Source organism: Variovorax gossypii, from assembly GCF_003965815.1.
GTDB classification, from domain to species: domain Bacteria; phylum Pseudomonadota; class Gammaproteobacteria; order Burkholderiales; family Burkholderiaceae_C; genus Variovorax; species Variovorax gossypii.
The window spans coordinates 343,701-359,088 of sequence record NZ_RXOE01000001.1; the positions used below are offsets into that span (position 1 = coordinate 343,701).

Here is a 15,388-nt window from a genome sequence, read left to right on the forward strand (position 1 = left end):
CCTCACTTCGCGGTGGACTTGGGTTGCGAGTCGTCGACCTTCACGGTGAACTTGCCCGAGAGGATGTCTGCCTGCTTGGCCTTCACCTTCGCGACGATGTCGGCCGGAACCTTCTTCTCGAAGGTACCCAGCGGCGCGAGCTCGGAGCCCTTGTGCTTCATCTGCGCGTACTGGCCGTAGTCCTCGGCGGCGAACTTGCCTTCCTTCACGAGCTTGATCGCGCGGTCGGCGGCGGGCTCGAAGTTCCACAGGGCAGAGGCCACCACCGTGTCGGGGTACTGGCTCTGGGTGTCGATCACGTTGCCGATGGCGAGCTTGCCCTTTTCCTTGGCCGCGTCGGAAACGCCGAAGCGCTCCGCGTACATCACGTCGGCCCCCTTGTCGATCATGGCGAAGGCCGCTTCCTTCGCCTTCGGCGGATCGAACCAGCTGTTGATGAAGCTCACGCTGAACTCCACCTTCGGGTTCGTTTCCTTCGCGCCGGCCATGAAGGCGTTCATCAGGCGATTGACCTCCGGAATCGGGAAGCCGCCGACCATGCCGATGCGGTTGCTCTTCGTCATGCCGCCGGCCACCATGCCGCTGAGGTAGGCGGGCTCCTGGATGTAGTTGTCGAACACGCTGAAGTTGGGCGCCTGGGGCTTGAGCGAAGAGCCCATCAGGAAGGCCACCTTCGGAAAGTCCTTCGCCACCTTGCGCGCCGCCGCCTCCACGCCGAACACCTCGCCCAGGATCAGCTGGTTGCCGGCCGTGGCGTACTCGCGCATCACGCGCTCGTAGTCGGCATTGCTCACGTTCTCGGTGGCCTTGTACTCGATCTCCCCGCGCGCCTCGGCCGCCTTCAGCGCCTTGTGGATGCGGCCCACCCATTGCTGCTCGAACGGCACGGTGTACACAGCCGCCACCTTCAGCTTGGCCTGCGCGAGCGCAAGGCCCGGAGTGCCCACCGCAGCGAGCGCTGCGGCAACGGCGACGGAACGGATGATCAATTGACGACGTGCGGTCACGGTGCTTCTCCTCGATTCGATTGGTAATGAAAGAACTAGCGCTGCAATCCCCGTGCCCGCCAGGGCGCGGCCCCAAAAGCCGCCTGTGCCCCATTCCAGAAACACCGAGGAACCGGCTTTGCCGGGCCTCAGGTGTTGCCCCCGGTAGGGGGTTGGCGAAGCGACACGAAGTGCGCGCAGCCTGGGGGCGAGCCTTACTTCGTGCCGAAGATCCGGTCACCCGCGTCGCCCAGGCCCGGCAGGATGTAGCCGTGGCTGTTGAGCTCGCGGTCGATCGCGGCGGTGTAGATCGCCACGTCGGGGTGCGCCTTCTGCATCGTCGCGACACCCTCGGGGCAGGTCAGCAGGCAGACGAACTTGATCGACTTCGGGTTGAGTTCCTTCAGCCGCTCGACCGCCGCGACGGCCGAGTTGCCGGTGGCCAGCATCGGGTCGACCACGATCACGTCGCGGTTCTCCATCTCGCCGGGCATCTTGAAGTAGTACTCGACGGCCGTCAGCGTCTTGGGGTCGCGGTACAGGCCGATGTGGCCGACGCGCGCGCCCGGCACCACGGTGAGCATGCCGTCCAGGATGCCCGTGCCGGCGCGCAGGATGGACACCAGCACCAGCTTCTTGCCGTCGATGACCTTGGCCTGCATGGTCTCGAGCGGGGTCTCGACCTCGATGTCCTGCATCGGCATGTCGCGCGTGACCTCATAGGCCATCAGCATGCTGATTTCGTTGAGGAGCCGGCGGAAGCTGTTGGTGGACGCGTCCTTGCGGCGCATCAGCGTGAGCTTGTGCTGGATGAGGGGATGGTCGAGGAGGTGGACGTTGCTGCTCATTTGAATTCTTTGTGGCGTTGCTGGAAGACGGGGAACACCCGAGTCTAAAAGACAGTGCCGTCGCTCTCGATCAGCAGAGGCGGCGCACCGTCACGCAAGCGCTGTGCCAGAGCCCGGCCGGCGGCCCAGGTGCCGCCTTCGAGCACACAGGCCAGCGGCAGCTCTTCCTCGGTGCGGTCGAGCACCTTGCGCACGCGCGGCGCAACCTCGTCGAGCAGCGCCACCGTGAGCGCGCGCCATTCGACGATGAATTCGTCGCCCACCTTCCAGGTGCGGGCAAGGAAGGCCGGGTCTTTCGGCACGATCACGCCGCTGTCGATCAGCAGGCCGCCGTTGCGGTACTCGGGCAGGGCGGTGAGCGCGTCGAGGTGGCGCACCTTCACGCCGGCCCACTCGAAGGGCTCGAGCAGCGAATACGTGAGCCACTGCGAGAGCTTGTGGAAGGGCATCCAGCCGTTGGTGAGGCCAGGGCCGCGCACGGCGCTGTGGCGCCAGCAGTCGCCGAGCGCCAGCGCGGGGTCGCCTGAGCCGATGCCGCCCGCGCTGTCGCTGCCGTCGGCCGCGATGCTGTCGACCGCGTTGGCTGCCGGCCAGATGCGCGAGAGCGTCTCCAGCAGCAGCGAAAGGATCTGGTGCGCCGTGATCTCGGCGGTGGGCGGTGCGGCCGGACCGTAGGGGCCGACCAGTGCGTCGAACAGCCGGCCGGGCCGACCGTCGTCGCCGAAGGTCTCGGGTTGCTCGCTCATGGCTTCGCCCAGCCGGCGCAGCAGCGTGGCGCGGCCCGCGAGGCCGACCAGCGGATTGACCTCGCTGACCTGGAAGGCGTCGCCGAGCCGGTCGGTGACCAGCCCGCGCAGGCCGGCCGCATCGACCTGATACGGATGGTCGGCGTCGGACGAGAAGAGCCCGCTCGTGAACGCATGGAAGCTCGCCACGCCCAGTCCTTCCGAGCGCGTGAAGCGCTGGTCGGTGGCCGATTCGGTGTAGTGCCAGCCCGGTCCGGCGCCGGCGTCGAGCAGCACGCTCACCAGCACGAGGTCGATGTGGGCGCGGGCGCGCTGGCGTGCGTCGGCATTGCCGAGCAGTTTGTCGAGCTCTTCGACGCGGTTCACGCCGCCAGCCTCGAAATGGCGCCAGCGGCTGTGATACGGGATGGTGTCCCACGGATAGCGCTCGCGCGTGACCTCGGCGACGGTGCGCGCCGCGTCTTCGAGCGAGTCGTCGCCGCCGATGCGGAACCACTGCGATTCGCCGCGCCGGGCGCGTGCCAGCAGGGCGTTCGCGCGCTGGCGGATGGCGGCGGTGGTGCGCAGCAGCGTGGCCGCTCCCGCCGGATGGGCGGTGTCGGCGGTGAATTCGATGGACGGATCGACATCGCCCGCGCCGCCCGGCGGCAGGCTGCCGGAGCCGTCGACCGGCATGTACTTCTCGTCGTTGCTGCTGCTCATTCGCTCAATCCCCGGCCCTTGGCCTTTTTCAGTTCCTCGGCGTCCGGCACCGGCCCGGGCGTGAAGTAGCCCGCCGCCATCTTGGCGTCCATCTCGACGCGGGCGTCCGCCGGAATCAGCTCGTCGGGAATGTTCACGCGCTCGCCGATCTGGATGCCCGAGCCGACGATCGCGTCGAACTTCATGTTGCTCATCGACACGAGCCGATGGATCTTCCTGATGCCGAGCCAGTGGAAGACGTCGGGCATCAGCTCCTGGAAGCGCATGTCCTGCACGCCGGCCACGCACTCGGTGCGCGCGAAATACTGGTCGGCCGTATCGCCGCCCACCTGGCGCTTGCGTGCGTTGTAGACCAGGAACTTGGTCACTTCGCCCAGCGCGCGGCCTTCCTTGCGCGAGTAGGCGATGAGCCCGACGCCGCCGCGCTGCGCGCCCTGGATGCATTCCTCGATGGCGTGCGTGAGGTAGGGCCGGCAGGTGCAGATGTCGGAGCCGAAGACGTCGGAGCCGTTGCACTCGTCGTGGATGCGTGCGGTGAGCTCGACCTCGGGGTTGGCCAGGTCGCGCGGGTTGCCGAAGATGTAGAGCGTCTGCCCGCCGATGGGCGGCAGGAACACCTCGAGGTCGGAGCGTGTCACCAGTTCGGGGTACATGCCGCCGGTTTCCTCGAAGAGCGTGCGGCGCAGGTCGGTCTCGGAGCAGCCGAAGCGGCGCGCCACCTCGGGCAGGTACCACACGGGCTCGATGGCGGCCTTGGTCACCATCGCGGCGCCGCCGGCGGTGAGGAACTTGCCGTCGGCCTTGAGGCGGCCCTTCTGCAGCGCCTCGATCACCTCGGGCAGGATCACGTGCGCCTTGGTGATCGCGATGGTCGGGCGGATGTCGTAGCCCGCCGCCAGTTCGGTGGCGAACACGTCCGCCACCTGCGCGCCCCACGGGTCCAGCGACACGATGCGCCCCGGCTCGCTCCATTGTGGATAGGGGCCGATCACGTCGGTGGGCGCGGTGTTCGTCAGGTCGGCCTTGTGCTCGCGCTTGAGCGCGCCGGCCGCCACCGCGAGCGCGCGGTAGACGCTGTAGGAGCCGCTGTGCGTGCCGATCACGTTGCGGTGCGCGCGCTTGGTGGTGGTGCCGACCACCGGCCCCCGCTCGGCCGGCGTGGCCGCGCCCCAGCGGATAGGCAGCGCGCCGAAGCCGCCGGCGTGCGAGGTCAGCCGGATGTGGCCGGTCGACGTGGAGGGGTGGGGTGGGGGGAGGGGCGTCGCGCCGCCGGGGACGGAAGGGATCGTTGTGCTGTCAGCAGACATTGGAGGCCCTCAAAAAATGCAATGTACCGACCGTCCGCACGGCTTGCAAGCAGGGGCGCCCCCACGTCAGGCCGGCGAGGAACGCAGGCCGTAGGTCTTGCCGCCGACGAAGAGGTATTCGGCCCGCAGCACCGCGTCGCCCTTTTCGTCGGCGTGGGTGAAGCCCAGCACGGCCACCTGCGTGCCGGGCTTGATCTCTTCCACGCTCCAGGCCTGCAGGCGCGTGAGCGGCGCGAGTTCGACCAGCCACTTGCGGTCGGTGCGGGTGGGCAGCTGCGCCTTGGCGAGCAGGCCGGGGCCGTCCACGTCGGCGCTCTGCTTCGGCAGCGGGCGCTGCTTCAGGTCGGGCGGCAGCGCGAGCTTCTCGGGCAGCTCGAGCTCCAGCTCTCCGTGCGGATTGCGCCACATGACCTTGGTGGCGCGTCCCTCGAGGTAGAGGGGGCGGTCCTGGTCGAAGCTGCTCCAACCGTGATGGGCCCAGGCCGGGGAGGCCAGGGCGAGGGAACTGGCAACGAAGGCGCGTCTTTGCATCGTCATCTCAGGCTCCTTGCTTGTTCAGGCGTAGGCGATCCAGCGACCGCAGATGATGACAGCGAGCCAAAACCCCAAGGACATGAGGCATTGCAGCTTGCCGCGCCGGCTCTCCAGCGTGGCGGTGCCACCGAGCAGGTGGAAGAGCAGCGCGTTGAGGCCCGCCAGCGCGATCAGCAGCAGCTTCAGCCTGAAGGCCGGGTTGGCCAGCAGCTCGCCCGGCTGGCCGGCGAACATCGTGAGGCCGGTGGCGGCGCACAGGCCGAAGCCGGCCAGGGCGGGTGTCAGCGTGAGGCGGGCGAGCAGGGCGGCCGGCAGGTCGCGGCCCAGTCCGAACGCGCGCAGCTCGAACACCAGCAGGCCGCCGAACAGCATCGCGATGCCGACGATGTGCACGACCTCCAGCGCCGGATAGGCCCAGGGGTGCGAGACGAGTCCGCTGAACATGGATGCTCCTTCCATCGTTTCCACGGCTTCCGCAGGGTGCGGGCGAGCTTAGCCCAGGCGTAGCGCCGGCACACGGCACAATTCGCCAGGACTTTTTTCGCCGGAGCTGTAACCGGCCGGCCGGATGACACGAACCACAGTAGGCAGCAGGACGAACCCGGGCGACGCGGAAGCGGCGCTGCGCGGCCTGTTCCTTCGCGGCCTCGACGGCGACGCGAAGGCCTACCGCGACTTCCTGCAGCAGCTCAGCGCGCACCTGCGCGCCTTTCTGGGCAAGCGCCTCTTTGGCTGGCCCGATGAAGTGGAAGACCTTGTCCAGGAATGCCTGCTCGCCATGCACAACCAGCGCCACACCTACCAGAGCGACCAGCCGCTGACGGCCTGGGTGCATGCCATCGCGCGCTACAAGATGATCGACCTGCTGCGTGCCAAGTCGGCCCGCGAAGACCTGCATGACCCGCTGGACGACGAGCTGGCCGTGTTCGCAGAATCCGCCGAAGAGGCCAGCGACGCGAAGCGCGACCTCGGCGGCCTGCTCGAGACCCTGCCCGAGCGCCAGCGCCTGCCCATCGTGCACGTGAAGATCGAGGGCCGCTCGGTGGCCGAGACGGCGAGCCTGACGGGCATGTCGGAGTCGGCGGTGAAGGTGGGCATCCACCGCGGGCTCAAGGCGCTGGCCGCCCGTTTCGGCAACAACTGGGGAGCCGCGGCATGAAGACCGACGACCTGGTCGCGATGCTCGCCAACGGCGAAGTGGCCGTGCCGCGCCGCCGCGCCAGCTACCGCATCTGGCTGGCCGTGCTGCTGGGGTTGCCGTTCTCGTTCGCGATCCTGTTCGCCGCGTACGGCGTGCGGCACGACATTGTGCAGGCCATGTTCTGGCCGATGTTCTGGGTCAAGGTGCTGTTTCCGCTGTGCATCGCGGCCGCCGGCTTCGTGGCTGCCGAACGGCTCGGGCGGCCGGGCGTGAAACCCCGGCATGCCTGGATGGGCGCCGCGCTGCCCGTGCTCGGGGTGTGGCTGCTGGCTGTGATCGCCTGGTTCACCTTGCCGGCCGAGGAGCGCATGCCTTCGCTGATGGGGCAGTCGTGGCGCATCTGCGCGGCGAGCATCGGGCTGATGGCGCTGCCGGTGTTCGCCGCCGCGCTGGTGGCGCTCAGGAGCATGGCACCCACGCGGCCCGCGCTGGCGGGCGCCGCGGCGGGGGCGCTGGCTGGAGGCGTCGGAGCCTCGATCTACGCGCTTCACTGCATGGAGCTGACCGCGCCCTTCCTCGCCGTCTGGTACGTGAGCGGGATCGCGGTGCCCATCCTGGTGGGCGCCTTGCTGGGGCCGCGCCTGCTGCGCTGGTAGGCGGGCGGGCCCCTTGGCGCCTTTTGGGGCTCAGCGCTTCTTGCTGCCGAAGATCCCGCCCAGCACGCCGCGCAGGATCTCCTTGCCCACCGAGGTGCCCATGGTGCGCACCGCCGACTTGGCCATGGTCTGCACCAGTCCGTCGTGCTTGGCGCCGCGCGGGCCGGTGGTGCCGAAGAGCATGTCGTTGAGCATGCTGCCCATGCCGGAGCCCGAGGATTCGGCCGTGCCCTTGGTGCCCGGAGCCGCTGCGGCAGGCGCGTCGGGCGCGCTTTCGGCACGGCCCTTGAGCTTCTCGTAGGCCGATTCGCGATCCACCGATTTCTCGTAGACGCCGGCGACGAGCGAGCCCGAGATCAGCGCCTTGCGCTGGTCGGGCGTGATCGGGCCGAGCTGGCTGCCCGGCGGCAGCACGAACACGCGCTCGGTCACGCTGGGGCGACCCTTCTCGTCGAGAAAGCTCACCAGCGCCTCGCCGACTGCGAGTTCTGTTATGGCGGTCTCGATGTCGAGGCCCGGTTTCTGGCGCATGGTGCTCGCGGCGGCCTTCACGGCCTTCTGGTCGCGCGGGGTGAAGGCGCGCAGCGCGTGCTGCACGCGGTTGCCCAGCTGGGCCAGCACGGTGTCGGGAATGTCCAGCGGGTTCTGGGTGACGAAGTACACGCCGACGCCCTTGGAGCGCACCAGCCGCACCACGAGCTCGATGCGCTCCACCAGCGCCTTGGGCGCCTCGTTGAACAGCAGGTGGGCCTCGTCGAAGAAGAAGGCCAGCTTGGGCTGCTCGGGGTCGCCGACTTCGGGCAGCTGTTCGAACAGCTCCGACAGCATCCACAGCAGGAAGGTGGCGTACAGGCGAGGCGAATTCATGAGCTTGTCGGCCGCGAGGATGTTGATCACCCCCTTGCCGCCCTCGGTCTGCATGAAGTCGGAGATGTTGAGCATCGGCTCGCCGAAGAACTTCTCGCCGCCCTGGGTCTCGATCTGCAGCAGCCCGCGCTGGATGGCGCCCACGCTGGCGGCGCTGATGTTGCCGTACTGCGTGGTGAACTGGCTCGAGTTGTCGCCCACGTACTGCAGCATGGCGCGCAGGTCTTTCAGGTCGAGCAGCAGCAGGCCGTTGTCGTCGGCGATCTTGAACACCAGGTTCAGCACGCCGGCCTGGGTTTCGTTCACGTCGAGCATGCGACCCAGCAGCAGGGGGCCCATGTCGGAAACGGTGGCACGAACCGGATGGCCCTGTTCGCCGAACACGTCCCACAGCGTGACGGGGCAGGCGGAGGGCTCGGGCACCTCGATGCCGCGTTCCTTGAGCGTGGCGGCCAGCTTTGCTCCGATGGCGCCTTTCTGGCTGATGCCCGTCAGGTCGCCCTTGACGTCGGCCATGAACACCGGAACGCCGATGGATGAGAGTTTTTCGGCGATGGTCTGCAGGGTGACTGTCTTGCCGGTGCCGGTGGCGCCCGTGATGAGGCCGTGGCGGTTGGCCAGGCCGGGAAGGAGGTTGCACTCGATGGTGTCGTGCCGTGCGATCAGAAGAGGGTCGGCCATGGGGCGCTCCGGGTCGTATCGAAGCGGGTAGTCTAGGGCCTGCAAGAGAGTGAAACAGGCCGAAAGAGTGCGCAATTCCGGCGTAATTCCGCTCCGTGCAGCTTCGCAACGGTCCGCTGGACTGCACTCCTATAATCCACGGCCCGCACGGTGGTTCAGGAATAAGTTTTAGGAGGTTTTTTTGTCATCGACTGCCCAGCCCCCCATTCCCGCCAACGGCGATGCCTCCGAACAGTCGCCGATCGAAAAAGAGCTGGCCGTGCTGCTCGTGAACGCGCTCAATCTCGAAGTGGCTCCCGAGGACATCGTGCCGACCGAGCCGCTCTACGGCGAAGGACTCGGCCTCGACTCGATCGACATTCTCGAAGTCGCGCTCGAAGTCTCGCGCCGCTACGGTTTCCAGCTGCGTTCGGACGACGAACGCAACCAGCAGATTTTCCAGTCGCTGCGCACGCTCGCGGCCCACGTCGCGCAGCATCGCGTCGCTACCTGATCCCATGTCCCGATGGCGAATAGCGCTCCTGCTGGTGGTGGGTGTCGCATATGCCGGCCTCTCCCACTGGATGACGCTGTTCCATGCGACGCAGCCATGGGCGGTGGTCGTGCTGCTCGGTCCGCTCTGGCTCGCCGCCATGGGCCTGGCCGGCAGCTGGTTCGGCCGCTGGGGCGTTGCCATTGCCGCGGCTGCGGGCATCGGCGGCTTCTCGCTCGTCTTCCTGGGTGAGGCGGGCGACCCCAACCGGCTGTACGTGATGCAGCACGTGGCCATCAACGCCGCGCTGTGCGGCTGGTTCGGCTCCACGCTGCGCGGCAAGGGCCTGCCGCTGATCACGCAGTTCGCGCAGCGCGTGCATCCGCTGCGCGGGCACATGCTGTCCTACACCACGCAGCTCACGCGCATCTGGACAGGTTTCTTCGCGGTGATGGTGGTGGCCTCGATCATCATCTACCTGACTCGGCCGTTCTCCGACTGGTCGCTGTTCGCCAATGTGCTGTCGCCCGTGATGGTGACGCTGCTTTTCGTGGGCGAACACCTGGTGCGCTACCGGCTGCATCCCGAATTCGAACGTACGCGCCTCGTGGACGCGGTGCGCGCGTTCTATGGCACGTCGTCGGTTGACACCAGCCCCGGCGGCCAATGACACAGGCGCCGCCCGCGTGACGACAGACGACATCCGCTTCCTCCCGCTGCTCGCGAACCGCGACCTCGACGCCCCTCTCGCATGGCGCGCCGGCGAGCCGGTGAGCACGCGCCAGTTCCTGGCCGACGTGGCCCGCTTCGCTCCCGCGCTGCCGGCCGAGGGCGCCGCCGTCAATCTCTGCGTCGACCGCTATGCCTTCGCGGTGAGCCTCGGCGCGGCGCTGGTGCGCGACCACGCCAGCATGCTGCCGCCCGACGCGCGACCCGATACGCTCGCGCGCCTGCTCGAATCCAGCGGCTCGCCTCTCTTCGCGCTGACCGACGATCCGAAGCTGCAGACCCCCGGCATGCAGCGCATCGCGGTCGACGGCCTCGCAGGCCCGGCGGGCCCGACGGAAGAGCCGGCTGCGGCCGTGCCCGCCGTCGACGGCGCCATGCACGCGGCCAGCCTGCTGACCTCCGGCTCCACCGGCGTGCCGCAGCCCCACGCCAAGACCTGGCGCACGCTGGTGGGCGACGTGGAAGTGGCCGTCAAGCGCCTGTGCCGTGTGCTGGAACGCCCCACGCTCGAAGGCCTGACCCTGGTCGCCACCGTGCCGGTACAGCACAGCTACGGGCTCGAATCGTCGGTGCTGCTCGCGATGCTGGGCGGTGCGGCCTTCGAGAGCGGCCGGCCGTTCTTCCCGGCGGATGTCGCGAAGACGCTGGCTTCGGTGCCGCGCCCGCGCGCGCTGGTGACCACGCCGTTCCACCTCAAGACGCTGCTGCTCTCGGGCATCGAGCTGCCGCCGGTCGACCTGATTCTTTCGGCCACCGCGCCGCTGTCGCCGCAGCTCGCGCAGCAGGCCGAGCAGGCGATGGGCGGCGTGCTGCTCGAGATCTACGGCAGCACCGAGTCGGGCCAGGTCGCCACGCGCCGCACCACCGACAACGAGATCTGGGAAACCTTCGGCGAGATCCGCGTGCATGCCGAGCCCTCGGCCGACGGCGGCCCCGAGCGCTTCATCTTCAGCGGCGATTTCATTCCCGAGCCCACGCCGATGGCCGACGTGCTCGAGCTGCTGGACGAGCGGCGTTTCCGCCTTTTCGGCCGCGCCAACGACCTGATCCACGTGGCGGGCCGGCGCAGTTCGCTGGCGCACCTGAACTTTCATCTCAACAGCATTCCCGGCGTGGACGACGGCGCCTTCTGGCTGCCCGACGAGGTGGCCGACGGCGTCGTGCGGCCGGTGGCCTTCGTGGTTGCGCCGACGCTTTCGGCCGGCGAGATCATCGCGGCCCTGCGGCAGCGGCTCGAGGCCGTGTTCGTGCCGCGTCGCGTGGTGCAGGTGAAGGCCTTTCCGCGCGAAGGCACGGGCAAGCTCACCGTGCGGGCGCTGCGCGAATTTGCGCTGGCGCAGCTGGCGGAAGACGACACGCCGGTGCAGATGGCGCACGAGGTGCCTGCCGACCACCCGGTGTTTGCCGGCCACTTCCCGGGTCAGCCCCTGCTGCCGGGCGCGCTGGTGCTGGCCGAGGTGATGGAGGCCATTCGCCGCGTGCCGGCGCTGGCGGCGCGGCTGGGCGACCACCCCACGCTCGCTGCCGCCAAGTTCCTGGCGCCCGTGCGGCCCGGCGCGGTGCTTTCCATCGAGCTGAATCCGGAAGCCGGAGCAGCCCGCGGCGTGCGGTTCGACGTTCGCTGCGACGGCGTCGTGGCTGTCACCGGCCGCTGGACGGGCATGCAAGAGTCGGCGTGATGAAGCACACCGAAGTGGAGACGCGCGCCGTGAACGAAGCGGACCGCACCGCACAGGCCGCGCCGAAGGGCGAGAGCGGCGCCTGGGCGCATGCGCCCGAGCGCAGCAACATGCTCGCGCTGCGCTTCATCGTCATGATGGCGCTGGTGTGCGGGCGCCACGTCACGCGCCTGCTGCTGCCGCCGATCGCGCTGTATTTCCTGCTCTTCGCGCCGGCGCAGCGCCGGCACATCAAGCGCTATCTGTTCCGCGCCATCGGACCGCGCGCCGGCTGGGTCGACGGTTTCCGGCTGCTGCATGCTTTCGCGTCGACCGTGCTCGACCGCGTGTATTTCCTGCGCGGACGCATGGATCTCTTCAAGGTGAAGATCGAGGGCAACGAGCCGCTCGACGTCGAGCTGGCGAACGGGCGGGGCGCCTTCCTGCTCGGCGCCCACGTTGGTAGCTTCGAGGCGCTGGGTGCCTGCAAGCAGCAGACGCACCAGCGCCACATGCGGCTCGCGATGCTGATGTATCCGGACAACGCACGGCGCATCACGGGCATCCTCAATGCCATCGCGGTGCCCGGGCTGCGGCCCCACGTCATCGCGCTGGGCCGGCCGCACTCGATGCTCGAGCTGCGCGACTGGCTCGACAGCGGCGGCATGGGCGGCATGCTGGCCGACCGCACGCTGCCGGGCAGCGAGGACCAGCCCGCGCATCAGCGCGGCAACAACATCGTGCTGCCGTTCCTCGGGCAGCCCGCCGTCTTCAACGATGGCCCCTTCCGCCTGGCCGCGCTACTGCGCCGCAAGGTGTTCTTCATGGCGGGTCTCTACGGCGGAGGCGCGCGCTACGATGTCCGGTTCGATCCGCTGGCCGACTTCGGCGAGCGGGCCGCCAGCTCCGAGGAGCGCGAGCAGCGCATCCGGGCGGCTGTCGAAGCCTACGTGGCGCGCCTGGAGGCGATGTGCCGCGCGTACCCCTACAACTGGTTCAATTTCCATGATTTCTGGCTCGAAGATGCGGCTTGACCGGCTTTGCAGGGCATTCGTGCTCGCGCTGGCCTTCTGCGCCGTGCCGGCTTGGGCGGCGTTCGACCTGCCCGAGCTGATGACGCTGCTGGCCAAGCAGAAGAGCGGCGAGGCCCGCTTCACCGAACAGCGCTTCGTGCACGGCCTCGAAGGCCCGCTCGACGCCAGCGGCACGCTGAGCTTCGACGCGCCCGACAAGCTAGTGCGCCGCACGCTTTCGCCGCGCATCGAGACCATGGCGGTCGAGGGCAACACGCTGACGCTGTCGCGCGGCGGCCGCAACCGCACGCTGGCGCTCGACAGCATGCCCGAGCTGCTCGGCCTGGTCGAAGCCATGCGCGGCACGCTGACGGGCGACGGCGCCACGCTGCAGCGCTATTTCCGCAGCACCGTGTCGGGCTCCGCCACCAAGTGGACGCTCGACCTCACGCCGCTGGACAGCCGCCTCGCCGCGCAGGTGCGCAGCATGCGCATCAGCGGCCGGGCGGGCGACGTGCTGGGGCTCGAGATGGAGTTCGTCGGCGGCGACCGCTCGGTCATGAACATCACGCCGGGTGCAGCCGCGCCCGCACCCGCGCCGGCCGGCACGCCCGGACGCACCACGCCGTGACGCAACTGCAGCAGGCGGGCGGCCCGCCGGGCTGGCGGCGCAGGGCGGTCGTGCTGCTGGCATGGCTGCTGGTGCTGCTGTGCGGCGTGGTGGTCATCGCGCGCACGCAGATCGGCGCCGATCTCTCGGCATTCCTGCCCAAGAGCCCCGACGTGCGCCAGCGCGTGCTGATCGAGCAGCTGCAAAGCGGCGTCGCCTCGCGCACGCTGATGCTGGGCATCGAAGGCGGCAGCACGGAGCAACGGGCCGCCGTGTCGCGCGCGGTGGCAAAGGAAATGCGCCAGAGCAAGCTCTTCGAGCTGGTGCAGAACGGCGACGTCAGCGACTGGAGCGACAGCGGAACCTGGGTGTTCGAGCACCGCTACCAGCTCTCGCCCGGGGTGAATCCGGGGCATTTCACCGTCGAGGGCCTGCGCGACGCCATCAACGAAACACTGTCGATGCTGGGCACGCCGGCCGGCAACGTGATCAAGCCTTTCCTCGACCGCGACCCCACCGGCGAAACCCAGCGCATCGCCATGGAGCTGGTGCCCGCCAGCTCGCCGCGCAGCGAGGATGGCGTGTGGATGTCGCGCACCGCGCCGCGCGCGCTGATGATCGCCACCACGCGCGCCGCCGGGAGCGACCTCGACGCGCAGGCCGTTGCCATCGCGCACGTGCATGCCGCCTACGAGGCCGCTGTGCGCGACATGGGGGCGGAAGCGCCCAAGCTTCTGCTGAGCGGCCCGCCGGTGTTCTCGGTGATGAGCCGCGACAAGATCAAGACCGAGGCGATCCACCTCGCGGTGGTGGGCGGCATCGTCATGGGCGGTTTGCTGCTGCTGGCTTTCGCCTCGCCGCGCGCGCTGGTCATCGCCTTCCTGCCGGTGGCTACGGGCGTGGTGATCGGCACCGCGAGCGTGAGCCTGGTGTTCGGCTCGGTGCACGGGCTCACGCTGGGCTTCGGCAGCACGCTGATCGGGGAGACGGTGGACTACGCCATCTACTACCTCATTCAAGCGAGGCAGGTGGGGGCGGGCGCGGTGGCCGGCACCGGCTGGCAGCGCTGGCGCGACCTGAACTGGCCCACGGTGCGGCTCGGGCTGCTGACCTCGGTATGCGGCTTCGCGGCGCTGGTGTTCTCGGGCTTCCCGGGACTGGCGCAGCTGGGCGTTTTCTCCATCGCCGGCCTGGTCTCGGCCGCGCTGGCCACGCGCTACGTGCTGCCGGTGCTGGCTCCCGATGGCGCCACCGGCATGGGCATGCGCCGGTACATGGCGCAACTGGCGGGCGCGCTGGTGCGCGGACTGCCGCGTCTGCGCTGGCCGCTGGCGGCGCTGGGCGTGGCCGCACTGGCGCTGGTGCTGTGGCAGGGTGGCCACCTGTGGCGTGCCGACCTCGGCGCGATGAGCCCGGTGCCCAAGGCCTCCCAGCAACTCGACGAAATGCTGCGCAACGACATCGGCGCGAGCGATGGCGGTGTGCTGGTGGTCGCCTATGGCGACGACGAACAGGCCGCGCTGCGCCACACCGAGGCGGCGGCGGCGCGGCTGGACGCGCTGGTCGACAGCGGCGAGCTGGTCGGCTACGAAACCGTCACGCGCGTGCTGCCGAGCCTGGAAGTGCAGGCGGCGCGCATCGCAGGCCTGCCCGATGCAGAAACCCTGCGCGCCAACCTGGCCGAGGCGACCAAGGGCCTGCCGCTGCCGGCTTCGCGACTCGGCCCGTTCCTGGCTGACGTCGAGGCTGCGCGCAAGCTGCCGCCGGTGCAGCGCGCCGAGCTGGCCGACGGGCCGCTCGGCCCCATCCTGAACACGCTGATGTACGAGCGTCCCGGCGGCGGCTGGGGCACGCTGGTGGTGCTGCACCCCGGCGCGAAGTTCGACCAGGGCCGCCTCGAAGCGGCGCTGGCGGGGTTGCCCGAGGTGCAGGTGGTCGACGTCGGGCGAGAGCTCGCGAGCCTCTACCAGCGCTATCTGCATGAAGCCTTCGTGCAGGTGCTGCTCGGGGCGCTGGCCGTCGTGGTGCTGCTCGGCATCTACCTGCGCTCGTGGCGCCGGCTGCTGGCCGTGTGCCAGCCGTTGCTGTTCGCGGTGGTGCTCACGCTGGGCGGCATGGCCGTGCTGCAGGCGGCGCTCGGCATCCTGCACCTGGTGGGGCTGCTGCTGATCGTGGCGGTTGGGTCGAACTACGCGCTCTTCTTCGACCAGCTGCGCACCACCGGCAGGGCCGACGAGGACACGCTGGCGTCGCTGATGCTGGCCAACCTGACGACCGTGGTGTCCTTCGGGCTGATCGCGATTTCGGACATTCCGGCGCTGTCTTCCATCGGCCGGGTGGTCGCGCCGGGGGCGCTGCTGGCGCTGCTGCTGTCGGCGGCATTCGCGCGCAGCGTGGGGCCTTCGCGGCCCGCGCGCGGCTGATCGGGGGAAAATCCG

The 15,388-nt window shown here is 69.2% G+C and carries 15 protein-coding genes; 8 read left to right on the forward strand and 7 right to left on the reverse strand.

Going from position 1 to position 15,388, the window contains the following annotated elements:
* Positions 1 to 2 precede the first annotated feature (2 nt).
* The 6 genes from EJP69_RS01610 to EJP69_RS01635 all read right to left on the reverse strand — a co-directional run bounded on the left by EJP69_RS01610 (position 3) and on the right by EJP69_RS01635 (position 5,567).
* The gene (locus EJP69_RS01610) at positions 3 to 1,007 is read right to left on the reverse strand and encodes a BMP family protein (RefSeq protein ID WP_093306870.1); all 1,005 of its coding nucleotides are present in this window, start codon (positions 1,005 to 1,007) and stop codon (positions 3 to 5) included.
* Positions 1,008 to 1,201: 194 nt separating this feature from the next.
* Positions 1,202 to 1,834, reverse strand: a complete 633-nt coding sequence (upp, locus tag EJP69_RS01615; protein ID WP_093194973.1) for a uracil phosphoribosyltransferase — start codon at positions 1,832 to 1,834, stop codon at positions 1,202 to 1,204.
* A 44-nt stretch (positions 1,835 to 1,878) separates the two neighbouring features.
* Positions 1,879 to 3,282: a URC4/urg3 family protein gene (locus EJP69_RS01620; RefSeq protein WP_126468501.1), complete on the reverse strand. Its 1,404-nt coding sequence runs from the start codon at positions 3,280 to 3,282 to the stop codon at positions 1,879 to 1,881.
* A complete protein-coding gene (locus EJP69_RS01625; protein ID WP_206169270.1) occupies positions 3,279 to 4,589 on the reverse strand; it encodes a GTP cyclohydrolase II in 1,311 nt (436 codons plus the stop codon). The genes EJP69_RS01620 and EJP69_RS01625 overlap by 4 nt, the downstream gene beginning before the upstream one ends.
* A gap of 66 nt (positions 4,590 to 4,655) precedes the next feature.
* Positions 4,656 to 5,126, reverse strand: a complete 471-nt coding sequence (locus EJP69_RS01630) for a DUF6152 family protein (RefSeq protein ID WP_126468502.1) — start codon at positions 5,124 to 5,126, stop codon at positions 4,656 to 4,658.
* An 18-nt stretch (positions 5,127 to 5,144) separates the two neighbouring features.
* Complete coding sequence (locus EJP69_RS01635; RefSeq protein ID WP_126468503.1) at positions 5,145 to 5,567, reverse strand: hypothetical protein; 423 nt, start codon at positions 5,565 to 5,567, stop codon at positions 5,145 to 5,147.
* Between the two features lie 124 nt (positions 5,568 to 5,691).
* On the opposite strand from EJP69_RS01635, the gene EJP69_RS01640 reads away from it, so the two are divergent.
* Together EJP69_RS01640 and EJP69_RS01645 are read left to right on the forward strand one after the other, a co-directional pair.
* A complete protein-coding gene (locus EJP69_RS01640) occupies positions 5,692 to 6,282 on the forward strand; it encodes a sigma-70 family RNA polymerase sigma factor (RefSeq protein WP_093194977.1) in 591 nt (196 codons plus the stop codon).
* On the forward strand, positions 6,279 to 6,920 hold the full coding sequence (locus tag EJP69_RS01645) for an NrsF family protein (protein ID WP_093194978.1): 642 nt from the start codon (positions 6,279 to 6,281) through the stop codon (positions 6,918 to 6,920). The genes EJP69_RS01640 and EJP69_RS01645 overlap by 4 nt, the downstream gene beginning before the upstream one ends.
* Before the next feature lie 30 nt (positions 6,921 to 6,950).
* Here EJP69_RS01645 and EJP69_RS01650 read toward each other — a convergent pair whose 3' ends face one another.
* Positions 6,951 to 8,468 carry a helicase HerA-like domain-containing protein gene (locus EJP69_RS01650; RefSeq protein ID WP_126468504.1) on the reverse strand — a complete coding sequence of 506 codons (1,518 nt, stop codon included), beginning with the start codon at positions 8,466 to 8,468 and terminating at the stop codon, positions 6,951 to 6,953.
* A 181-nt stretch (positions 8,469 to 8,649) separates the two neighbouring features.
* Between EJP69_RS01650 and EJP69_RS01655 the strand changes: the two genes are divergently transcribed.
* The 6 genes from EJP69_RS01655 to EJP69_RS01680 are packed head-to-tail and all read left to right on the forward strand — an operon-like array spanning position 8,650 to position 15,373.
* A complete protein-coding gene (locus EJP69_RS01655) occupies positions 8,650 to 8,961 on the forward strand; it encodes a phosphopantetheine-binding protein (RefSeq protein WP_093194980.1) in 312 nt (103 codons plus the stop codon).
* A gap of 4 nt (positions 8,962 to 8,965) precedes the next feature.
* The gene (locus EJP69_RS01660) at positions 8,966 to 9,610 is read left to right on the forward strand and encodes a COG4648 family protein (RefSeq protein ID WP_093194981.1); all 645 of its coding nucleotides are present in this window, start codon (positions 8,966 to 8,968) and stop codon (positions 9,608 to 9,610) included.
* Between the two features lie 16 nt (positions 9,611 to 9,626).
* Positions 9,627 to 11,348, forward strand: coding sequence for an AMP-binding protein (locus EJP69_RS01665; protein WP_126468505.1), 1,722 nt, complete (start codon positions 9,627 to 9,629; stop codon positions 11,346 to 11,348).
* Positions 11,348 to 12,361, forward strand: a complete 1,014-nt coding sequence (locus tag EJP69_RS01670; RefSeq protein WP_093306865.1) for an LpxL/LpxP family acyltransferase — start codon at positions 11,348 to 11,350, stop codon at positions 12,359 to 12,361. The genes EJP69_RS01665 and EJP69_RS01670 overlap by 1 nt, the downstream gene beginning before the upstream one ends.
* Complete coding sequence (locus EJP69_RS01675; protein WP_126468506.1) at positions 12,333 to 12,971, forward strand: LolA-related protein; 639 nt, start codon at positions 12,333 to 12,335, stop codon at positions 12,969 to 12,971. The genes EJP69_RS01670 and EJP69_RS01675 overlap by 29 nt, the downstream gene beginning before the upstream one ends.
* Positions 12,968 to 15,373 (forward strand): MMPL family transporter, encoded by a 2,406-nt coding sequence (locus EJP69_RS01680; RefSeq protein ID WP_126468507.1) that lies wholly within the window; start codon positions 12,968 to 12,970, stop codon positions 15,371 to 15,373. The genes EJP69_RS01675 and EJP69_RS01680 overlap by 4 nt, the downstream gene beginning before the upstream one ends.
* The last annotated feature ends 15 nt before the right edge of the window (positions 15,374 to 15,388 follow it).

Coding starts and splice junctions, on each gene's coding strand:
- EJP69_RS01650 (WP_126468504.1), bottom strand. CDS start 8,468: ATGGCCGACCCTCTTCTGATCGCACGGCACGACACCATCGAGTGCAAC.
- EJP69_RS01620 (WP_126468501.1), bottom strand. CDS start 3,282: ATGAGCAGCAGCAACGACGAGAAGTACATGCCGGTCGACGGCTCCGGC.
- EJP69_RS01675 (WP_126468506.1), top strand. CDS start 12,333: ATGATTTCTGGCTCGAAGATGCGGCTTGACCGGCTTTGCAGGGCATTC.
- EJP69_RS01625 (WP_206169270.1), bottom strand. CDS start 4,589: ATGTCTGCTGACAGCACAACGATCCCTTCCGTCCCCGGCGGCGCGACG.
- EJP69_RS01660 (WP_093194981.1), top strand. CDS start 8,966: ATGTCCCGATGGCGAATAGCGCTCCTGCTGGTGGTGGGTGTCGCATAT.
- EJP69_RS01630 (WP_126468502.1), bottom strand. CDS start 5,126: ATGACGATGCAAAGACGCGCCTTCGTTGCCAGTTCCCTCGCCCTGGCC.
- EJP69_RS01635 (WP_126468503.1), bottom strand. CDS start 5,567: ATGTTCAGCGGACTCGTCTCGCACCCCTGGGCCTATCCGGCGCTGGAG.
- EJP69_RS01645 (WP_093194978.1), top strand. CDS start 6,279: ATGAAGACCGACGACCTGGTCGCGATGCTCGCCAACGGCGAAGTGGCC.
- EJP69_RS01640 (WP_093194977.1), top strand. CDS start 5,692: ATGACACGAACCACAGTAGGCAGCAGGACGAACCCGGGCGACGCGGAA.
- upp (WP_093194973.1), bottom strand. CDS start 1,834: ATGAGCAGCAACGTCCACCTCCTCGACCATCCCCTCATCCAGCACAAG.
- EJP69_RS01670 (WP_093306865.1), top strand. CDS start 11,348: ATGAAGCACACCGAAGTGGAGACGCGCGCCGTGAACGAAGCGGACCGC.